General features: G+C 67.2%; 17 protein-coding genes. 11 read left to right on the forward strand and 6 right to left on the reverse strand.

What is annotated here, in order from left to right; genetic code table 11:
* The first annotated feature begins 8 nt into the window (after nt 1-8).
* The 3 genes from ggt to V2S85_RS10235 all read left to right on the forward strand — a co-directional run bounded on the left by ggt (nt 9) and on the right by V2S85_RS10235 (nt 4,858).
* Nucleotides 9-1,736 (forward strand): gamma-glutamyltransferase, encoded by a 1,728-nt coding sequence (ggt, locus tag V2S85_RS10225; protein WP_330702751.1) that lies wholly within the window; start codon nt 9-11, stop codon nt 1,734-1,736.
* Nucleotides 1,737-1,805: 69 nt separating this feature from the next.
* Nucleotides 1,806-3,647 (forward strand): long-chain fatty acid--CoA ligase, encoded by a 1,842-nt coding sequence (locus V2S85_RS10230; protein WP_330702752.1) that lies wholly within the window; start codon nt 1,806-1,808, stop codon nt 3,645-3,647.
* An 80-nt stretch (nt 3,648-3,727) separates the two neighbouring features.
* Nucleotides 3,728-4,858: a zinc-binding metallopeptidase family protein gene (locus V2S85_RS10235; RefSeq protein WP_330702753.1), complete on the forward strand. Its 1,131-nt coding sequence runs from the start codon at nt 3,728-3,730 to the stop codon at nt 4,856-4,858.
* Nucleotides 4,859-4,868: 10 nt separating this feature from the next.
* Here V2S85_RS10235 and V2S85_RS10240 read toward each other — a convergent pair whose 3' ends face one another.
* The 4 genes from V2S85_RS10240 to V2S85_RS10255 form a co-directional block, all read right to left on the reverse strand.
* Entirely contained in the window at nt 4,869-5,396 is a 528-nt protein-coding gene (locus tag V2S85_RS10240; protein ID WP_330702754.1) for a hypothetical protein, read from the reverse strand.
* A 168-nt stretch (nt 5,397-5,564) separates the two neighbouring features.
* A complete protein-coding gene (locus V2S85_RS10245; protein WP_330702755.1) occupies nt 5,565-6,347 on the reverse strand; it encodes a bifunctional sulfur carrier protein/thiazole synthase protein in 783 nt (260 codons plus the stop codon).
* Nucleotides 6,348-6,405: 58 nt separating this feature from the next.
* A complete protein-coding gene (gene thiS / locus V2S85_RS10250; protein WP_330702756.1) occupies nt 6,406-6,618 on the reverse strand; it encodes a sulfur carrier protein ThiS in 213 nt (70 codons plus the stop codon).
* A 17-nt stretch (nt 6,619-6,635) separates the two neighbouring features.
* Nucleotides 6,636-7,007, reverse strand: a complete 372-nt coding sequence (locus tag V2S85_RS10255) for a MerC domain-containing protein (RefSeq protein ID WP_330702757.1) — start codon at nt 7,005-7,007, stop codon at nt 6,636-6,638.
* Nucleotides 7,008-7,169: 162 nt separating this feature from the next.
* Between V2S85_RS10255 and V2S85_RS10260 the strand changes: the two genes are divergently transcribed.
* The 4 genes from V2S85_RS10260 (at nt 7,170) to V2S85_RS10275 (ending at nt 10,683) form a co-directional block, all read left to right on the forward strand.
* Nucleotides 7,170-8,240 carry a COX15/CtaA family protein gene (locus tag V2S85_RS10260; RefSeq protein WP_330702758.1) on the forward strand — a complete coding sequence of 357 codons (1,071 nt, stop codon included), beginning with the start codon at nt 7,170-7,172 and terminating at the stop codon, nt 8,238-8,240.
* Nucleotides 8,241-8,389: 149 nt separating this feature from the next.
* Nucleotides 8,390-8,869: a 50S ribosomal protein L13 gene (gene rplM, locus V2S85_RS10265; protein WP_008831262.1), complete on the forward strand. Its 480-nt coding sequence runs from the start codon at nt 8,390-8,392 to the stop codon at nt 8,867-8,869.
* Nucleotides 8,869-9,384: a 30S ribosomal protein S9 gene (gene rpsI / locus V2S85_RS10270; RefSeq protein WP_330702759.1), complete on the forward strand. Its 516-nt coding sequence runs from the start codon at nt 8,869-8,871 to the stop codon at nt 9,382-9,384. Before rplM ends, rpsI begins: the two co-directional genes overlap by 1 nt.
* A gap of 261 nt (nt 9,385-9,645) precedes the next feature.
* A complete protein-coding gene (locus V2S85_RS10275; RefSeq protein ID WP_330702841.1) occupies nt 9,646-10,683 on the forward strand; it encodes a glycosyltransferase family A protein in 1,038 nt (345 codons plus the stop codon).
* A 429-nt stretch (nt 10,684-11,112) separates the two neighbouring features.
* Here V2S85_RS10275 and phbB read toward each other — a convergent pair whose 3' ends face one another.
* Complete coding sequence (gene phbB, locus V2S85_RS10280; RefSeq protein ID WP_330702760.1) at nt 11,113-11,835, reverse strand: acetoacetyl-CoA reductase; 723 nt, start codon at nt 11,833-11,835, stop codon at nt 11,113-11,115.
* 130 nt (nt 11,836-11,965) lie between these two features.
* Nucleotides 11,966-12,718, reverse strand: coding sequence for a hypothetical protein (locus tag V2S85_RS10285; protein ID WP_330702761.1), 753 nt, complete (start codon nt 12,716-12,718; stop codon nt 11,966-11,968).
* Between the two features lie 252 nt (nt 12,719-12,970).
* On the opposite strand from V2S85_RS10285, the gene V2S85_RS10290 reads away from it, so the two are divergent.
* The 4 genes from V2S85_RS10290 to holA are packed head-to-tail and all read left to right on the forward strand — an operon-like array spanning nt 12,971 to nt 17,553.
* Complete coding sequence (locus tag V2S85_RS10290; protein ID WP_330702762.1) at nt 12,971-13,438, forward strand: DUF3576 domain-containing protein; 468 nt, start codon at nt 12,971-12,973, stop codon at nt 13,436-13,438.
* 57 nt (nt 13,439-13,495) lie between these two features.
* Nucleotides 13,496-16,015: a leucine--tRNA ligase gene (gene leuS, locus V2S85_RS10295; protein ID WP_330702763.1), complete on the forward strand. Its 2,520-nt coding sequence runs from the start codon at nt 13,496-13,498 to the stop codon at nt 16,013-16,015.
* Nucleotides 16,012-16,512: an LPS assembly lipoprotein LptE gene (gene lptE / locus V2S85_RS10300; protein ID WP_330702764.1), complete on the forward strand. Its 501-nt coding sequence runs from the start codon at nt 16,012-16,014 to the stop codon at nt 16,510-16,512. Before leuS ends, lptE begins: the two co-directional genes overlap by 4 nt.
* 6 nt (nt 16,513-16,518) lie before the next feature.
* Nucleotides 16,519-17,553, forward strand: a complete 1,035-nt coding sequence (gene holA, locus V2S85_RS10305) for a DNA polymerase III subunit delta (protein ID WP_330702765.1) — start codon at nt 16,519-16,521, stop codon at nt 17,551-17,553.
* The last annotated feature ends 127 nt before the right edge of the window (nt 17,554-17,680 follow it).

Consider the following 17,680-nt stretch of genomic DNA (forward strand, 5'->3'; position numbering starts at 1 on the left):
CCTTGGCAATGTTCGGAAAGTCGTCCCTGGGGCTTACTGCCTCCCTCGCCCTCTCCCTGCTTCTCCCCGGCTGTGCCGCGACGACGGCCACCGCACCTGCAGTGCGGGCCGGTGCCCCGGCGGTCTTCGATGCCGGCATGGTCAGCGCCGCCGATCCGCGCGCGGCCGAGGCGGGGGCGGCGATCCTGCGCCGGGGCGGCAGCGCCACCGACGCGGCGATCGCGACGATGCTGGCGCTCACGGTGGTCGAGCCGCAAAGCTCCGGCATCGGCGGCGGCGGCTTCCTGATGCTGGCTGACGAGGCGGGCAACGTCGAATCGTGGGACGGGCGCGAGACGGCGCCGGGGGCTGCGACGCCGGCGCGCTTCCTCGACGGCTCGGGCCAGCCGCTGCCGTTCCGCACGGCGGTCGTCGGCGGGCGCAGCGTCGGCGTGCCCGGCAACATCGCGCTCGCCGCGAAGATTCATGCCGAGCACGGCCGCCTGCCCTGGGCGGAGCTGTTCCAGCCGGCGATCGATCTTGCGCGCGAGGGCTTCGCGCTCTCGCCGCGCGGGTTCCAGTCGCTGACCAGGCAGCCCGATACCGGGGCGCACGACGAGCAGGCGCGCGGCATCTACTATGGCGCCGACGGCAAGCCGCTGCCGGTCGGCACGACGATCCGCAACCCGGCGCTGGCGAGCACGCTGGAGATGCTGGCCGCCAAGGGGCCGGACGGCTTCTACAAGGGCGAACTGGCCCGCGCGATCGCCACGAAGGTGGCGGCGCAGACCCCTGCCGACGGTCGCATGACCGAGGCCGACATCGCCGCCTTCACCGCGAAGGAGCGGCCGAGCACTTGCGCGAAGTACCGCGTTTACAAGATCTGCAGCATGGGGCCGCCATCCTCGGGCGCGACCACGGTGCTGGCGACGCTGATCCAGCTGGAGGGGTTCGACCTCGGCAAGCTGGGCCCGGATTCGCCGGTCGCCTGGCACCTGATCGCCGAGTCCGAGCGGCTGGCCTATGCCGACCGCGACCTGTTCCTCGCCGACCCCGATTTCGTGAAGGTGCCGGTCGCGGCGCTGCTCGATCCCGCGTACCTGCGGCGCCGGGGGGCGCTGATCGCCGCCGATCGGACGATGGCGACGGTCACTGCCGGCCTCCCCGCGCCGCACCTCTCGCTCGGCAAGGGCTACGAGGAGCACGGCACCTCGCACTTCGTCGTCGTCGATCGGCAGGGCGAGGTTGCCTCGTGGACCTCGACGATCGAGAGCGCGTTCGGATCGGGCATCATGGTCGGCGGGTTCTATCTCAACAACGAACTGACCGATTTCAACTTCGCGCCGGAGAAGGACGGCACGATCGTCGCCAACCGGGTCGAGGGCGGCAAGCGCCCGCGCAGTTCGATGGCGCCTACGGTGGTCTACGGTCCCGACGGCAAGCTGCTGTTCGTGGTCGGCGCGGCAGGCGGGGCGACGATCCCGGTGCAGGTGATCCGCGCGCTCGTCGGCGTGCTCGACTGGAAGCTGCCGGTGGACAAGGCGCTGGCGCTGCCGGTGCTGTTCGCGCCGGGCGATACCGTCAACGTCGAGAAGGGCTCGGCGCTGGAGCCGATGATTCCTGCGCTGCAGGCGCTCGGCCATGCGTCGGTGAAGGCGGCCGAGATGCCGCTCAAGACCAACGCGGTCATGGTGGTGGACGGCAGGCTGGTGGGCGCGGGCGATCCGCGGACCGAAGGTGTCGCGATATCGCAGTAAGCTTGTGGCAACCCGCCGTGCCGCATAGACGTTCGACCACAAGAAATGCTTAGAGGATACCGGGGCGCCATGGATATTGCCGACTTCGATCGGAGCGCGAACGTCGTCTCGCTGTTCCTCTCCCGCGCCGATGCGCTGGGCGAGGCGCCGCTGTTGTGGTCCAAGCAGGACGGGCAGTGGCGCGCGATCAGCTGGGCCGAGGCGGCGCGGCGGGTATGCCTGATGGCGCAGTCCTTGCGCCGGCTGGGCTTGCGGGACGGCGAGCGGGTGCTGATCGTCTCGGAGAACCGGCCCGAATGGTGCCTCGCCGACTTCGCGATCATGGCCGCCGGCTGCGTGACGGTGCCGACCTACACCACCAACACCACCCGCGATCACATCCACATCCTCGAGAATTCGGGCGCGCGCGCGGCCATCGTCTCGACCGCGAAGCTGGGCAAGGCGATGCTGCCGGCGATCGTCCAGACCGACATGTGCCGCCATGTCATCGGCATGGAGCCGCTCGCACCGATGCAGGGCGGCAGTTACGAGACCCACATGTGGGGCGAACTGCTCGAAGGCGATGCCGTCGCCGCGCGGGCGGAAGTCGACCGGCGGGTGGCGGGGATCGCCCGGCAGGATCTCGCCTGCATCATCTACACCAGCGGCACCGGCGGCGCCCCGCGCGGGGTGCGCCAGCATCACGGCATGCTGCTGTCCAACGTGGCGGGCGCGGCCAAGATCATCGCCGACGACTTCGGCTGGGACCAGGGGCCGGACAAGCGCGAGATATTCCTCTCGTTCCTGCCGCTCAGCCACGCGTACGAGCATACCGGCGGCCAGTTCCTGCCGATCGGGCTGGGCGGCCAGATCTATTATTCCGAGGGCCTCGACAAGCTCGCCGCCAATATCGAGGAAGTCCGCCCGACCGTGATGGTGGTGGTGCCGCGCCTGTTCGAGGTGCTGCGCACGCGCATCATGAAGCAGATCGAGAAGCAGGGGAAGGTCGCCAACCGGCTGATGGACTGGGCGATCGGTGGCGGGATGCGCCGCCTTGCCGGCAAGCGCGGGGTGCTCGACTATCCGCTCGACCTGCTGATCGAGCGCACGCTGCGGCCCAAGATCCGCGCGCGCTTCGGTGGCCGCATCAAGGCGCTGGTATCGGGCGGGGCACCGCTCAACCCCGAGATCGGCGTGTTCTTCGATGCGATGGGGCTGACGCTGCTGCAGGGCTACGGCCAGACCGAGGCCGGCCCGATCATCAGCTGCAACCGCCCGGCGGCGGGCGTGAAGTTCGACACCGTCGGCCCGCCCCTGCGCGGCGTCGAGGTGAAGATCGCGGATGACGGCGAGATTCTCGTGCGCGGCGAACTGGTGATGTCCGGCTACTGGCAGAACGAGGCGGCGACCGCCAACGTGCTCAAGGATACCGGGTCGGAGCCCGGCACAGGTGCTTGGCTGCACACCGGCGACATCGGCCATATCGACGAACGCGGCCGCATCGCCATCACCGATCGCAAGAAGGACATGATCGTCAACGACAAGGGCGACAACGTCTCTCCCCAGAAGGTCGAATCGATGCTGACCCTGCAGCCCGAAATCGCGCAGGCGATGGTCTCCGGCGATCGGCGGCCCTATGTCGTCGGCCTCATCGTGCCCGATGCCGACTGGGCGCTGCAGTGGTCGCGCGACAATGGCGAGACCTTCGATTTCCGCAAGCTGCAGGATCTCCCGGCCTTCCGCGCGGCGATCCGCACGGCGATCGACCGGGTCAATGCCGATCTCTCGGTGATCGAGAAGGTGCGCCAGTTCACTTTCGCGGACGAGCCGTTCTCGATCGAGAACGAGGAGATGACCCCCAGCCTCAAGATCCGCCGCCACAAGCTCAAGGAGCGCTACGGCACGCGGGTGGATGCGCTCTACCGGGGGTGAAGCGAGAGGCCGTTCTTCGGGAAACGGGATCGCGATTGCTGCGTTGAGCCCACTAACGTCAACGCGAGCCCGAATCCGCCATGCGCGCATTTCCCTGCCCCAACTGCCGCCGTCTCAATCACTTCGAGGTCCGGGTCTGCCCGGGCTGCCAGGCCACGCTGGGCTACGATCCGGCGATCGACGGCTTCCGCTTCCTTGCCGATGACGCCACCGTCTGGCGCGACGGCGAGGGGGCGGTGGCCGAAGTGGTGGTCTGCGCCAACAACAACGACTTCCAGATCTGCAACTGGCTGGTGGCGACGGGCGAGACGACGCCGATGTGCCGCGCCTGCCGCCACAACCGCACGATCCCGGACTTGTCCGAACCCTCTGTCCCGCCGCGCTGGGGCAGGATCGAGGCGGCCAAGCGGCGGCTGTTCCACACGCTGATGAAGCTGGGCCTGCCGCTGGAGACCAAGGCAGAGGAAGGCGCCGGCCGGACCGGCGGCGCCCAGGGCCTGGCCTTCGACTTCCTCTACGACGCGGCAGCGGAGCAGGCGGGCAATCCGCAGATCTACACGGGCCACGACGGCGGCGTCATCACGCTCAACCTGATCGAGGCCGACGATGCCGAGCGCGAGCGCATGCGCAACGCCATGGGCGAGCCCTATCGCACGCTGCTGGGCCACTTCCGGCACGAGGTGGGGCACCACTACTGGTCGCGGCTGGTCGAGACCGATCCCGCCGAACTGGAGGCGTTCCGCGCCGTCTTCGGGGACGAGCGGATCGATTATGCCCAGGCGCTGCAGGCGCATTATGCCGACGATGGATCGAAAGTCTGGACCGACGCCTACGTCAGCTTCTACGCCACCTCGCACCCGTGGGAGGACTTTGCCGAGACTTTCGCGCATTACCTCCACATCGTCGACGTGCTGGCGACGGCGGGCGGGTTCGACTTGTCACTGGCGCCGCTGCCGGGCGACGAGGCGGGGCTGGAAGTGGAACTCGACTTCGACCCCTACTCGGCAGGCACCGCCGCGCTGGCGGAGGCGATGGCGCCGCTGTCGTTCGCGATGAACGCGGTCAACCGCTCTATGGGGCAGCCGGATCTCTATCCCTTCCACCTCTCCGACGCGATCGTCGCCAAGCTGGACTATGTCCGCGGCCTGGCGGCGAAGGCGCGGGGAGGGGCGCGGGGAGCAGCTCGGGCGGCCGAGCCGGCGATGGTCTAGGCGGGCCGCCTTAGGCCGCTTCTTTTTCGATGAACTCGGGATAGAAGCTGGGCTCGCGGTCGGACCAGCCGGGGGCGGTGGCGGCGGCCTCGCTGATCGAATGGAGCAGCGTGCGGCGGCGTTCGGGCTGGATCTGCGGCAGAGCGGCAGCGCCGCAGAAGGCCGCGGGCAGCCACGGGCGCGCCCAGCCGCCGAGCAGGCGTTCGTAGAGGAAGCGGAACGCCGAGAAGCTGCCGATACGTCCCTGTGCAAGGTCGAAGGCGGCCATCCGCACCAGCTTGCCCATGAACGCCTCGACGCCGTCGAAGTCGTATTCGTCGGGCCGCGTCGCGCGCAGTTCCTTCAGGGCGTGATAGGCTTCGTACTGGCGGCGGATCGAACTGCGCTCCTCGCCGTCACGCGCCCAGAGCTTGAAGGCATCCTGACGGCCGAGCCCGACATCGAGGCTGCGCCGGATATAGCGCTGTTCGCCGGCGGAGAAGCTGGCGAATTCGCGCAGTTCGTTGATGGTCAGACTAGCCGTACCTGCATGGGCCATTGTGGTCATTCCCGTCGTGGCAGGGACGATCCCCGTCACGAGTCGAATTTAACCACGACCAACCTTTCTGGAACGTTTACGACACAATCGTTTGTATTCGCAGTTTACCGGGAAAAACTTGCGAGGGAATCGCAGTAGTTCCGTCCCCTCGCTTGCCGCCCTGGTTAATCAGATCAGGCCGGCCAGCGGGCTTGACGGATCGGCATAGCGGCGCTGGCCCATGCGGCCCGCCAGGTAGGCGTGGCGCCCGGCCTCGACCGCCAGCTTCATGGCGCGGGCCATGCGCACCGGATCCTTCGCTTCGGCGATGGCGGTGTTCATCAGCACGCCGTCGCAGCCCAGTTCCATCGCGACCGCCGCTTCCGAAGCGGTGCCCACGCCGGCATCGACCAGCACCGGCACCTTGGCTCCTTCCACGATCAGGCGCACGGTCACCTTGTTCTGGATGCCGAGGCCCGAGCCGATCGGCGCGCCCAGCGGCATCACCGCGACGGCGCCCGCGTCCTCAAGCTGCTTCGCGGCGATCGGATCGTCGACGCAGTAGACCATCGGCAGGAAGCCCTCGTTGGCGAGGACCTCGGTGGCCTTCAGCGTCTCGCGCATGTCGGGGTAGAGCGTGCGCGCCTCGCCCAGCACTTCCAGCTTCACCAGATCCCAGCCGCCCGCCTCACGCGCCAGGCGCAGGGTGCGGATGGCGTCCTCGGCGGTGAAGCAGCCGGCGGTGTTGGGCAGGTAGGTGATCTTCTGAGGATCGATGAAGTCGGTCAGCATCGGCGCCTTGGGGTCCGACACGTTGACGCGGCGCACCGCCACGGTGACGATCTCCGCACCCGATGCCTCGACGGCTGCGGCGTTCTGCGCGAAGTCCTTGTACTTGCCGGTGCCCACGATCAGGCGCGAGGTGAAAGTGCGACCTGCAACAGTCCAGGTATCGGCGGGGAAATCGGTCACGAAGCGCGTCCTTTCGGGGAAGCGGGAATCAGGAAAAGCGAAGGGCAGGGCGGCCCGATCAGCCGCCGCCGACGAAGTGGACGATCTCCAGCACGTCGCCCTCGACCAATGGCACGTCGGCCAGGGTCGAGCGCGGGGCGATCTCGGCATTGTGCTCGACCGCGACCTTCTTCGGGTCGAGGCCGATCTGGGCGACGAGGTCGGCGATGGAGGAACCGGCGGCAATGCGGCGCGGTTCGCCGTTCACGGTAAGCAGGATTTCGGCAGCCATGGCTTGCCGAATAGCGCTCAGCAGGCGCCGTGCAAGTTCCGAATGTGCGCGAAGGCGACGAGGCCCACCCCGGCGATGGTCAGCACGGTCTCCTCGATCCCGTGATTGACCAGCAGGGCGATGCCCATCAGCGTCAGGCCGGATGCGCCGATCGCCAGCGGCGCGACGCGGCCGTGGCGCAGCATGCCGAAGCCGAGCGAGATGATGCCGACCACCAGCGCCAGCGCCAGGCCGATGCGGTGGATGCTGGGCGAAAGCAGCGCTTCGCCGCCGATGCCGAGCACGCCGACGAGTACCACGCCCAGCACGCAATGCACGGCACACAGCCCGCTCAGGATGATCCCGGCGCGGTCGAGGCGGTTACGAATCGCAAGAAGGGCAGTGCGCATGCGCTGCCATCTATGTAACGTTGTAACATCTATCAACCCCTCATCTGCAAAATCGTGACGGGGCAGGTCAGGACTCGGGCAAAACACGGCCGGTCGCGGTCCCCCTTGCGCATGTGGCCGCAAAATCGCAGGAAACGCCGCCATGACAGAAGAAGCAGACGCATGAGAGTGAACGACGGCCGCCCGATCATCGGGACAAGTGACGATATCGCCCCGATGGTGCGCTGGCTGCTGACCGTGGCGGTCATGGTGGTGCTGATCGTCGCGGTGGGCGGGATTACCCGGCTGACCGAATCGGGCCTCTCGATCACCCAGTGGAAGCCGCTGACGGGGGCCATCCCGCCGCTGACCGACGCGCAGTGGCAGGCCGAATTCGCCCGTTACAAGCAGATCCCGCAATACCTTGACGTCAACGGTCCGGCGGGCATGACGCTGGCGCAGTACAAGTTCATCTATTTCTGGGAGTGGTTCCACCGCCTGCTGGCGCGCACCATCGGCCTCGTCTTCGCGGTTCCGCTGGCGTGGTTCTGGTTCAAGCGCACCATTCCCGGCGGCTACAAGTCGCGCCTGCTGGCACTGCTGGCGCTGGGCGGGCTGCAGGGCGTGGTCGGCTGGTGGATGGTGTCCTCCGGCCTCAGCGCCGAGGCGCTCGACCGGGTGAGCCACTTCCGCCTTGCCGCGCACCTCTTGGTGGCGCTGTTCACGTTGGGGGGGCTCGTGTGGACCGCGCTCGACCTCAAGGCCATGGAGCGCGGCGAGCAGCGCGCGCGGCTGACGGGGTTCGGCGCCCTCGCGCTGGGCATGCTGGTGCTGCAGCTATTCATGGGCGCGATGGTCGCGGGCCTGCGCGCCGGTTACGTCGCCGGGGCGGGCTGGTGGAACTGGGACGCCTGGCCGCTGATGCAGGGCACGTTCTTCCCCCAGGGTGTCGAATGGGCGCGCGGCTTCTTCTCCGCGCTGGTCAACGATCCCTACCTCACGCATTTCATCCATCGCTGGTGGGCCTGGGCGGTCGTCGCGGTGCTGATCGTCATGGGCCGCAGGCTCAAGGCGAAGCACGAGCGGCTGGTCTCGGTCGCGGTGCACAGCGCCTTCGGGACGCAGGTGCTGCTGGGCATCGCCACGGTATGGTCGGGCGTGACGCTGTGGATCGCGGTGGCGCACCAGCTTTGCGGGGCCTTGCTCGTCGCCGCGACGGTGTGGGGCGCGCATGCGCTGGGGCGGCGAGGCTGACCGCGAAAAACGTGAAGGTATTATTTTACCTCCATGGAATCCCGCAGTCTGCTTGACTTGAGCCCGGGTTTAGACGATTTGGCCGCCTTCCGCGCTATCAGGGGATTCGCTCCCGTGGCTGGCGCTCGAATTATAGGGAATGACCAGCCATGAAGGCGCTCACGAAGGTCACCCGGTCGATCAAGCCGGCCGAGGTGGAGAAGAAGTGGCATCTGATCGATGCCGAAAACCTGGTGGTAGGCCGTCTGGCCGTCATCATCGCCGACCTGCTGCGCGGTAAGCACAAGCCCAGCTTCACCCCCCACGTCGATTGCGGCGACCATGTCGTCATCATCAACGCGGAGAAGGTGCGCTTCACGGGCAACAAGCTCAAGCAGCAGACCTACTACAAGCACACCGGCTACGCCGGCGGCATCAAGGAAGTCACCGCGGACAAGGTTCTCGCCGGTCGCTTCCCCGAGCGCGTGCTTGAGAAGGCTGTCGAGCGCATGATCCCCCGTGGCCCGCTCGGCCGTGACCAGATGCGCGCCCTGCACGTCTACGCCGGCACCGAGCACCCGCACGGTGGCACCCAGCCCGAAGCGCTCGACGTCGCTTCGATGAACCGCAAGAACAAGGTGGGCGCATAATGTCCGACAACGAAACCGTGCAGAGCCTGTCCGACCTCGGCGAGATCGCCGGCGCCGTCGCCGTGGCTGACGAAACCTTCGTCGCACCCGTCTCGAACGCTCCGCTGCGCGAGCAGCAGATCGACGCGCAGGGCCGCGCTTACGCCACCGGCCGCCGCAAGGACGCTGTCGCCCGCGTGTGGATCAAGCCCGGCTCGGGCAAGATCACCGTCAACGGCCGCGACCAGGAAGTCTACTTCGCACGTCCGACCCTGCGTCTGGTCATCAACCAGACCTTCCAGGTCGCTGGTCGCGAAGAGCAGTACGACGTCGTCGCCACCGTCAAGGGTGGTGGTCTGTCGGGCCAGGCCGGCGCCGTGAAGCACGGCATCGCCCAGGCTCTAGCCAAGTACGAGCCGGCCCTGCGCGCCGCCGTCAAGGCCGCCGGCTTCCTCACCCGCGACAGCCGCGTGGTCGAGCGTAAGAAGTACGGCCGCGCCAAGGCACGCCGCAGCTTCCAGTTCTCGAAGCGCTAAGCGCTTTCGGAGCTTTGGCTACGAAATGGGGTCGCGGGAAACCGCGGCCCTTTTTCGTGGTCGAAATGCATCCGTCCCGGATGGATCAGCTTGACGGTGTGATTGCGGCTGGCATGTTCGCGGCGGGTCATTTTCCATCGGGAGCGGGGGCTCCCGGCCAAGGGGGTTATGGATTTCGAAACAGCAAGGGCCGTGGCGGGCGGCCCGGGTGGGGGTGCGTGTGCGACATCGCATCTCGAAATGGACCAGCCGTGGTTGAGCGTGCTGGTGCCGTTCCACAATGTGGAACCGTTCATCGAGGCATGCGTGGCCTCGATCCTGCAGCAGATGGCGCTTCGGCCCGGAATCGAACTGGTCCTTCTGGACGACAGGTCGAGCGACGGTTCCGAAGCCCTGTGCCAGCGGTTGATCGCGGATTGCGGTACTGCCGTCCGCCTGCTCCGGCACGCCGAGAATCGCGGTATCGCGGCGGCGCGAAACACGCTCGTCGATGCGGCGCGGGGGGAATACCTCTGGTTCGTCGATTCGGATGACATGCTGTTGCCTGGGGCGATCGACGCGCTTCAGGCAATCGTGGAGGCCGTTCGGCCCGACGTCGTCCTGTGCGACTATCTGCGCGGCAGCGAGGTTCGGCATGCGACCTTTCCGGGGGCGGGCCGCTGTCATACGCGGTGCATCGAGACACTGATCGCCGGCACTTTCGCGAAGCGCCGGCTGCACTTGTGGTCCCGGGTCTGGCGCCGGGATCTGTTCGGGGAGGATATCCGCTTTCCCGACGGCGCTCACTTCGAGGACGTGGCCGTGGTGCCCCGGCTGCTGCTGCGCGCCCGCTGCTTCTATTACGCGGCCGAGCCGTGGGTGTTCTACCGCTCGCGCCCCGGCAGCATCATGGCCCGCATCAACAAGGCCCGCGCGGCCTTCGACCGTCGCGGTAACGACGACATGGCCAGTGCCCTCGCCGGTTTCGGGACGGCGTTAGCGAGCGCGGTGCCGGATGCCGCGCCTGAGACGAACTTCGTCGTCGCCCGCTTCGTATCCCGTGAGTTCGCGAAGATCGCGAAACGCCTCGTGCGAAGCCGGAACCGTTCGATGAACTGGGGCCAGTTGCGCGCGGAACTGCATCGCTACCGAGGGGCGATGGAATCCTGCTCGCCGCTGCCGTTCGCACAGGTCTGCCGCCAGCACCTGCTCAGCGGGAACATCGGGCGCGGGCTGGAACTGGCGTTCTGGCTGGCGATCGCGCGCCCGCTGCCTGACGTCACCTTGCCGACCGCCGTTCCCGGGCCTGGACTCGTCTGACCCTTGCACTGGCGAGTCTCCTCCGGAATGCGCTCCGGCGGAGAGAACAAATATGGAACATGTAGGATTTTTCCTTTATGAGAGTCGGCGGCGGCACTTCTACCGTCGGTCCCATGGAGGAAAAGCCGGTGTCGTTTGCTGACTTGTGCCTCTTCCTTGGTGCCCTGTTCGCGTTCGCTTCCCTCATCCTGAAGGTGGTGGACGTGAAGGGCCGGAAGTAGGCGATGAAAGGGGGATGCGTTGCAGCGCATCCCCCTGAATTTTGCCCCGGACATCATGGCCCCGAAACGATAAACCCCCGCCGTTGCAGCGGCGGGGGTTTGATCGACATGGGCAGGCCAATGTCGTTTGCCAGCGTTAACTCTACGCTTTTCGGGCGGCGAGTTCAAGTTGGGCAGATCACCCGAAAGACGACGGCAACTGCCATCGTCAGTACATGTGCTGGCCGCCGTTGATGCTCAGCGTCGATCCGGTGACGAACGCGGCGTTCTCCGAGCAGAGGAAGGCGCAGCCGCGTGCGATCTCGTAGGCGCTGCCGAGGCGGCCGACGGGGATCTTGGCGACGATCTTCTCCAGCACCGGCGCGGGGACGGCGGCGACCATGTCGGTGTCGATGTAGCCGGGTGCGATGGCGTTGACGGTGACGCCGTACTTGGCGCCTTCCTGCGCGAGCGCCTTGGTGAAGCCGTGGATGCCGCTCTTGGCCGCGGCATAGTTCACCTGGCCGTACTGGCCGGCCTGGCCGTTGATCGAGCCGATGTTGACGATGCGGCCCCAGCCGCGCTCACGCATGCCCGAGAAGGTCGCCTTGGCAGTGTTGAAGCAGCCGCCCAGATTGACGCGCATGACGTCGTTCCAGTCGTCGAAGCTCATCTTGTGGAGCACGCCGTCGCGGGTGATGCCGGCGTTGTTGATGACGATGTCGATCGGGCCGATATCGGCCGCGATCTTCGCGCAGCTTTCCTGCGTCGCCTCGAAATCGCCCACGTCCCACTTGTACGAAGGGATGCCGGTCCGTTCGGTGAAGGCCGCCGCCTTTTCCTCGTTGCCGGCGTAATTGGCGACGACGGTGTGACCGCGCTCTTTCAGGGCGAGCGATACGGCCTCGCCGATACCACGGGTGCCGCCGGTGACAATTGCTACGCGCGCCATATGTTTAGCCTTTCCCAAAGTGAGCATCCACGGGGACAAGGCTATGGAAGGATTATGACGGCGGCAAGGCCGACCATTGACCTAAACGCATCATTCTATGTTGCGTATTTTGCAACGATGGTTGCCGGATTCAGAACTTGAACTGGGTTCCGACGTAGACGGCCTGGCTGTCCTGCTTGCCGTCGGTCAGCGGCACCAGTCGCTCGCGCTCCTGCGAATAGCGCACCCCGGCGGTGACATCGAGATTCTCGGTCACGCGATAGGCGCCGCCGAGTTCGACTTCGCTGCCGTCGATCGCGAAAGTGCGCGGGGCGCGACCGGAAGGCTTCTTCTCGTCCAGCGAAATGCGCGGCGAGAAGCGCGATTCGTCGCCCTTCGAAGGGCCGGGGGTCAGGTTGAAGCGCTTGAGATCTGGCAGTTCGGCCATCGGGCGGCTCGGCGCCTGGGGCACCAGGTTCTGCGCGAAGTTCTGGTAGCCGCGCGAGACGCCCAGGTTGAACGCGGTGGGCGCCATGCGCAGGCGGCCGGCATCCTGGCTGTTCTGGGCGACTTGCGCGGGGCCGTGGACGATGATCGCCTGCGCCGCCTCCGGATCGACGCGCACGGCGACGGTCACTGCGCGGTCCTGCCGGTTGGGTGTGCCGGCCGGGGTGAACGGGAAGATCTGCCCTTTCGCCAGCGACCGCATGGCGATGGCGCGCGACAGGTTTTCCTGAGTCGTCTCGGGCGCGAGCGAATCGATCTGACCGTCGTTCTGCTTGCCCGCGAAGTCGGTGGAGAATGCCAGCACCGCGCTCGGCAGCGCGAGCAGCGCGACGCAGCTTGCCAGCAGCAGGCTGCCCTTCATCCCTCCCCGCGTTGCGGTGCCCCGCTCGGTACTCATCGCAAGTCCCTGCTGCCTGTGCTGTTTCTTGCCGCCATCATTGCCGAGGCAGATTAACACGCCATGAGCGCGCGGCAAACCCACGCCGTCTTGCGGCAGGCCGTTCAGCCCGCGCTCAGCCGTGCAGCGGTTAGGAGCGGGCCATGCGCAAAGCCGCACTTGCCGCTGGCCCACCGGCGGTTATAGAGGCGTTTTGCGACAAGGTCCGGCTCCGCCTCGATGGAGCCTTGAGCAAGAGCACTAGGAACAGACATGACAGGCAGCACCAAGACCGGCCTTTTCACCGTGCGCACGCTGGCGACCGCAGGCGTCTGTGCCGTCGCGGCGCTGGCCCTGGCCGGTTGCGGCGGTGGTCGCAAGCAGCAGCAGGCGACGCTGGCCCCCTCGCAGGTGACCACGATCGGCGTGAACAGCTACCTGTGGCGCGCGAGCCTCGATTCGGTCTCGTTCATGCCGCTGCTCCAGTCGGACAGCGCCGGCGGCGTCATCATCACCGACTGGTACGTGAATCCCAAAACCCCGACCGAGCGCGTCAAGGTCTCGATCGCGATCCTCGACCAGGATCTGCGCGCTGACGCGCTGCGCGTCACCGCCGTGCGCGAAGTGCAGCAGGGCGGCGGCTGGGTGCCGGCGCCGGTCCAGGCCGCGACCGTGCAGAAGCTCGAGGACATCATTCTCACCCGCGCCCGCGACCTGCGCCGCGACACCATCACGAAGTAAGCGACGGGAACCCGGCGGCTCTTCGCAGGGCCGCCGCCCGCAGGAGATCCGAGTACAATGACCGAGCGGTTCGATCCCGCACAGGCGGACACGCGCTGGCAGGCTGCGTGGGACGAAGCGCAGAGCTTCCGCGCCGATGACACCTCTTCCCGCCCACGTAGCTACGTGCTGGAGATGTTCCCGTATCCTTCGGGCCGTATCCACATCGGCCACGTCCGCAATTATACGATGGGCGACGTGTTGGCGCGCTACAAGCGGATGAAGGGCTTCGAAGTCCTGCACCCGATGGGCTGGGACGCCTTCGGCATGCCGGCCGAGAACGCGGCGATGGAAAAGGGCGTCCACCCCGGCGGCTGGACGCGCGAGAACATCGCCAACATGAAGGCCCAGCTCAAGCGCCTGGGCTTCGCGCTCGACTGGAGCCGCGAGATCGCGACTTGCGAGCCGGAATACTACGGCCAGGAACAGGCGCTGTTCCTCGACCTGTACGAGCACGACCTCGTCTACCGCAAGGAATCCGCGGTGAACTGGGATCCGGTCGACCAGACCGTGCTGGCGAACGAGCAGGTGATCGACGGGCGCGGCTGGCGCTCGGGCGCGCTGGTGGAGAAGCGCAAGCTTTCCCAGTGGTTCCTCAAGATCACCGACTTCGCCGACGAACTGCTGGACGGCCTCTCCACGCTCGACAAGTGGCCTGAAAAGGTCCGCACGATGCAGGAGAACTGGATCGGCAAGTCGCAGGGCCTGCAGTTCAGCTTCGACCTGTCGACCGGTGGCAAGGTGGAGGTCTACTCGACCCGCCCAGACACGATCTTCGGCGCCAGCTTCGTCGCCGTCGCCGCCGATCACCCGATCGCGCAAGGGTGCGCCGAAGGCCGTCCCGAGGTTCAGGACTTCATCGCGCTGTGCAAGCAGGGTGGCACCACCGCCGCAGAGCTTGAGACGGCGGAGAAGCTGGGCTTCGATACCGGCATCACCGCGAAGCACCCGTTCACGGGCGCGCCGCTGCCGGTCTACATCGCCAACTTCGTGCTGATGGACTACGGCACCGGCGCGGTCATGGCCGTGCCGGGCCACGACCAGCGCGACTTCGAATTCGCCACCAAGTACCAGCTTCCGATCGCGCGCGTCGTCGCGGCGAGCGCCGAGGAGGCCGACAAGCCCTTCGACGGCGAGTCCGAGGCGGGCGACGGCGTTCTGGTGAACTCCGACTTCCTGAACGGCCTGAGCGTCGCGGAGGCCAAGGCCGCCGTCATCGCCCGCGCCGAAGCCGAAGGCTGGGGCGAGGGCAAGACGGTGTGGCGCCTGCGCGACTGGGGCGTTTCGCGCCAGCGCTACTGGGGCACGCCGATCCCGTTCATCCATTGCGAGGTCTGCGGCGTGGTGCCGGTGCCCAAGAAGCACCTGCCCGTCGTGCTGCCCGAGGACGTCGACTTCCAGACGCCGGGCAACCCGCTGGTGCGCCACCCGACCTGGAAGCACGTCGACTGCCCGCAGTGTGGACATCCGGCCCGCCGCGAGACTGACACGCTCGACACGTTTGTGGACTCGTCGTGGTATTTCCTGCGCTTTGCCAGCCAGCCCGACGACCGCCCGTTCGACCCGGCAAAAATTGCCGAGTGGTTGCCCGTGGAGCAGTACATCGGCGGCATCGAGCATGCGATCCTGCACTTGCTCTACGCCCGCTTCTGGACCCGCGCGCTGGCCCGCATCGGCAAGATCGAGGTCAAGGAACCGTTCGGCAGCCTGTTCACGCAAGGCATGGTCACGCATGAGACCTACAGCCGCGTGAACGAGGCCAACGGTCAGCCGATCTACTTCGCCCCCGGTGAAGTGGACCGCACCTCCGAAGGCGCGACGCTCAAGGCCGATGGTGCCCCGATCGAGGTCGGCCGCGTCATCAAGATGTCGAAGTCGAAGAAGAACGTCGTCGATCCCGACGAGATCGTCGCGACGTACGGCGCTGACGCGATCCGCTGGTTCATGCTGTCCGACAGCCCGCCCGAGCGCGACCTGCCGTGGTCCGAAGCGGGCATCGAAGGCTGCGGCCGCTTCGTCCAGCGCCTGTGGCGCCTGTTCGCGCAGTACGACGCGGCGGCGACCGGCGAGGACAAGGCGATCGACCGCAAGGTCCACCAGACCGTCGATGCCGCAGCGCGTGACATCGAATCGCTCGGCTTCAACAAGACCGTGGCGCGCATCTACGAACTGACCGGCGCGGTGGAGAAGGCCCAGCCCTCCGCCAGCCGTTCCGCCGCGATCCGCACGCTGCTGCTGCTGGTTTCGCCGATGATGCCGCACCTTGCCGAAGAGGCCTGGTCCTCTATCGGAGAGGGCCTGATCGCCGATGCCGCATGGCCCGAGGTCGATCCGGCGCTGCTGGTGGATGACGAGGTCACCGTGGCGGTTCAGGTCAAGGGCAAGCTGCGCGATACCCTCACCGTCGCCAAGGGCACGTCGAAGGAAGACCTCGAGGCGCTTGCCCTTGCCAGCGAGAAGGTGCAGCGTGCGCTCGATGGTGCGGAAATTCGCAAGGTGATCGTGGTGCCCGACCGACTGGTAAATCTCGTCGCGTGAAGGCTTTAGTCGCCCTCACCGCCGCCATGCTGCTCGCCGGGTGCGGGTTGCAGCCGATGTACGCCGGCGGCGGCAATGCCGCCGTCGCACAAGGCCTTGCCGCCGTGCAGGTCTCCGCGATCGAGGGGCGCGCCGGCTGGCTGGTGCGCAATGCCCTGGTCGACGAACTCGGCGTCTCGGGCGCGAAGGGCGTCGCGCCGAAGTACCGGCTCGACGTCCGCCTCGACGACAAGCTGGAAAGCTTCGCGCTGCTGCGTGACGACACCACCGGCCGCGAACGGCGTACCCTGCGGGCGCGCTACCAGCTGGTCGACGTCGGCAGCGGCGCGGTCGTGCTCGATGCCACCGCCGGTTCGGACGCGGGGATCGACGTGGTCTCCTCCGACTATGCGACGATCGCCGCCGAACAGACCGCGCTGGAGAACATGGCCAAGGACGTCGCCAGCCGCATCGTCACCAACGTCGCGCTGCGCCTGCGTGGCGATACCGACCAGTAAGGGCCGATGAAGGCCACCCAGAAGGAATTCGCCGGCCTCGCCCAGCGCGCCGCCCGCGATGCCCGCGTGTTCTTTTTCTGCGGACCCGACGAATCGGGTGCCTCCGACGCCGCGGCGCGGATCGTCTCGCTGCTGGCCGATCCCGGCGAGCGGATCGAGATGTCCGGTGCCGAGCTGCGGCGCGATCCGGTGCGCCTGGGCGACGAGGCGCGTTCCACCTCGCTGTTCGGCGGTGCCCGCCACATCTGGGTGCGCGCTTCGGGCGACGAGGCGCACGATGCGGTGGAGACGCTGCTCGACAACGCGGTCGAGGGCTGCCCGGTGCTGATCGTCGCGACGGCCGCCACCGACAAGTCGCGCACCGCCAAGCTGCTCGCCGCGCGGCCCGATGCGCTGGTGGCGATGTTCTATCCGCCCGATCTCGCCTCGGCGACGGCCTCGGTCCGTACCATGGCGAATGCGGCGGGGCTCAAGCTGGGCAGCGAGATCGCCGAGCGGATTGCGCGCGGGGCAGGGCTCGATACGCGGCTTGCTCGTTCCGAGGTGACCAAGCTCGCGCTCTATCTGGATGCCTCGCCCGAGACGCCCCGGCCGGTCGCGATCGCCGACCTCGATGCGATCGGAGCCGCCACCGAGGACGATGACTTCGCCCCGCTGGTCGATGCCGTGCTGGGCGGCAAGCGCGAGGCGATCGCCCCGCAGCTGCGCCGCATGCGGGAGCAGGGGATGAACCCGGTCGGCCTGCTGCTGGCCTTCGAGCGGCGCGCCGCCCAGCTCGCCGGCCTGGCCGCGCGGCTGGGGGATGGGCGCGACGTCGCCGGCTTTCTCAAGGCGGAGGCCGGTGCGCGCCGGGTGTTCTGGAAGGACCAGCCCGCGCTTGGCGTCCAGTTGCAGTTGTGGCGCGGTCGGCGGCTGGAGCGACTCGTTGCGCGGCTGGTGATGCTGCACCAGACACTGTTATCTAACAGTCAGGACTCAGAACTATTACTCTCCGATGGCCTTCTGGCAATTGCAAGGTCGGCGCGTCCTAATTCAAGATAACCGACAAATACCACGTCCCGACAGAATGCGCTTTTCCAGTTGCCTCTCCTGTAAATAGGGGCGTATACCTATTGCAACGCAGCATGAGGTTCCTGCTGCACGCGCTGAGGTTCTGATGAGGGAGGCA

This window comes from Novosphingobium resinovorum, assembly GCF_036352595.1.
GTDB classification, from domain to species: domain Bacteria; phylum Pseudomonadota; class Alphaproteobacteria; order Sphingomonadales; family Sphingomonadaceae; genus Novosphingobium; species Novosphingobium resinovorum_B.